The organism is Luteococcus sp., from assembly GCF_043424415.1.
Classification (GTDB): Bacteria; Actinomycetota; Actinomycetes; order Propionibacteriales; family Propionibacteriaceae; genus Luteococcus.
In genome coordinates this window covers 1-2,609 of record NZ_JBHWOO010000172.1, presented here as the reverse complement: position 1 = coordinate 2,609, position 2,609 = coordinate 1, and the positions used below count along the sequence as shown (strand labels likewise).

The 2,609-nt window shown below is 71.4% G+C and carries 3 protein-coding genes; all 3 read right to left on the bottom strand.

What is annotated here, in order from left to right; translation table 11 throughout:
* A partial coding sequence (locus ACHFFZ_RS10250; protein ID WP_394276527.1) for a DNA gyrase subunit A occupies positions 1 to 613 on the bottom strand: 613 nt, incomplete at its 3' end.
* 152 nt (positions 614 to 765) lie between these two features.
* Positions 766 to 2,358, bottom strand: coding sequence for an alpha/beta fold hydrolase (locus ACHFFZ_RS10245; protein ID WP_394276526.1), 1,593 nt, complete (start codon positions 2,356 to 2,358; stop codon positions 766 to 768).
* A 70-nt stretch (positions 2,359 to 2,428) separates the two neighbouring features.
* Positions 2,429 to 2,609: hypothetical protein (locus ACHFFZ_RS10240; protein WP_394276525.1), on the bottom strand; the 181-nt coding region annotated here is incomplete at its 5' end.

Here is a 2,609-nt window from a genome sequence, read left to right as displayed (position 1 = left end):
GCGCCGGCAGGACCACCGGCTCCATCTCACGGTTGTCGTAGTTGGGGCGGAAGTCGACGGTGTCCTGGTCGATCTCGCGGACCATCTCCATCGCCATCGGCGCCATCTTGCACTCGGTGTAACGCATCGCGGCGGCCGGGTCGTTGCCCGGGGAGCCGAAGTTGCCCTGCCCGTTGATCAGCGGCGCGCGCATCACCCAGGGCTGCGCCAGGCGCACCATGGTGTCGTAAATAGCCGAGTCGCCGTGGGGGTGGTACTTGCCCATCACCTCACCGACGACGCGGGAGCACTTGTTCCAACCGCGGTCGGGACGGTAGCCGCCGTCGTACATGGCGTACAGCACGCGCCGGTGCACGGGCTTGAGGCCGTCGCGCACGTCAGGAAGGGCACGTCCGACGATGACACTCATCGCGTAGTCCAGGTAGGACTTCTGGATCTCGTCGTTCAGGTCGATCGGCTGGGTGCGGGCCTGGGCCGGGGCGGCGATCTCGTCGACGGTGCTGATCTCGCCCTCGGCCAGCGCCTTGCCGTCCTCGGCCATGATCGCCTCGACGGGCGAGAGGTCGTCGGAATTGGCCTGGTCGTCGCCGGGGCCCTGGGGAATGTCGGTCATCGGGATCCTCACTGCGCGGATGGTTCCGCCCGGTCCTGTCGGCGCGGCTCCGGGGCCGCACCGACACGTCGAGCAATCCTGCCAATCCTACCCCGACGAGCTCCGCAGCCGTCGTGCGACGGGCTGCGGGGCACTGCCCGTCCCCCGGTGGTTCAGGAGAAGGGGACGAAGTCCCCCTTGCACACGGTCCCCGGTGCCGGCAGGCTGCGGTCGAGCAGCGCCCGGTCCATGGCCGTGCTGGCACAGGTGGACAGTCCGTAGGCGGTGTGGCCCCAGTTGGTCGAGACCAGCAGACGCGCGGAGGCGCTGCGGGCAGCCACCGCACGGGCAGCGTCCAGACCGGTCGCCGGGTCGTGGGTGCTGCCCACCACGAGGATCGGCGCATGAGTGGTGGAGGCGAAGGGACCTCGCCAGGCGTCCTCGTCGACTGCCGTCCAGTCCTGTGTGGCGCAACTGAGCGACTGGTAGAGCCAGTAGGGGCCGAACAGGCCACCCGACTGTCGCGCGGCCAGCTGGCGCCAGCGCTGCGGGGACCGGGGGTTGGCGGAATCGCTGCACATCACGGCGGCGGCGAGCTCGAACTCGTTGCCGGGTGCGGCCGACCCCTGCAACCCTTGGCCAACGAAGGGCACCTGCTCCTTCCGGGTCACGGCCTGGCGCACCACCCTGGGAGCCTTGCGCAGGTCGGGAGTGGCGCCGCCAGTGCTCGCCGGTGAGAAGACCATCTGGTGGACGCCCTCGATGATCGCCGGCACGGCTGCCGCGCCCTCGGGCTCGTGCAGCGCCATCCGCAGGTCCTGCAGCAGCATGCCGAGGGTGAGCTCGAAGCTGCCGTCCGCGTCGGTGACGAGGAGGGGTTCACGCCGCAGCCTGGTCACCACCTCGGCAAGCAGTTTCCGGGGCGTGGCGACCCCGCAGGCATCAGGGCCGGCCTGCTCGCAGGCGGCGAGGATGTCGGACAGCGCCGTCTGGGTGGCCTTCGGACCGCCGGTGCGCAACGTGACCGGGACGTGCGCGGTGCGTGGCGAACCGCGCCAGGCCTCCGCGTCGACGACGCCGTCCAGCACCATCGCTCGCAGCCGGTTGGGGTACATCGACGCATAGGTCTGGCCCAGGTAGGTGCCGTACGACCAGCCGAGATAACTGATCTGCCGCTCCCCCAGGGCGTCGCGCACCCGGTCCATGTCGCGGGCCACCTCGCTGGTGGACATCGCGGCGGCCAAGGGGGTGGTCGCACAGGCCCGGGCGAGGCGACGGGTGGCATCCACCAGCGGTTGCTCCGCTCCGGGCAGCGGTGCGGCGGTCATCAGAGCGGGCAGGTCGGCCTCGCGCAAGGCCGGGTCGGCATAGCAGCCCACCGGGCTGCTCTCGTTGGTGCCCCGGGGGTCCATACCGATCAGGTCGAAGCGGTCGCGCACCTCCTGGGAGAGCAGCAAGGGAGCGCGCTGGACGATCTCCTGGCCCGAGCCGCCGGGGCCGCCTGGGTTGATGAACAGCACTCCGAGACGCTGTCCAGGTACCTCCGCGCGGTGCCGGCGCAGTGCCAGGCGTACCCGGGCGCCGCCCAGGTCGTCCTTGTCCAGCGGCACGGACACGGTGCCGCACTCGTCTTGGCCGTCGGCGCAGGGGGACCACGTGATGGCGGCCGCCGGAGCAGGCGCGGCGGCGGCCCGGGTGGGGGCCGTGGTGAGGGCGATGCCCGGGAGCGCCAGGGCCAACAGCCCTGCGGCGATGCGGTGGGTCATGTGGGTCTTCCTTCGGTTCGGGGTGGGTCGAGCGGGAGGTCGGTCGGCAGGTTGCAGTCGCGGGTGGACGTCAGGTGCTGAGAGGGCGGTGGGTGTGGTCGGCCCGGCAGTGCTCGGGGCAGCGCAGGTCGAGCACCTCCGCGGCCCACTCGACCAGTGCCCCCGGCGGACAGCCCTCCCCCCACTGGTCGTGGGTGCCCAGCGGGTCGTACCAGAGGTCTGCGCGATGGCCCAGTGCCCGGTAGCGCAGC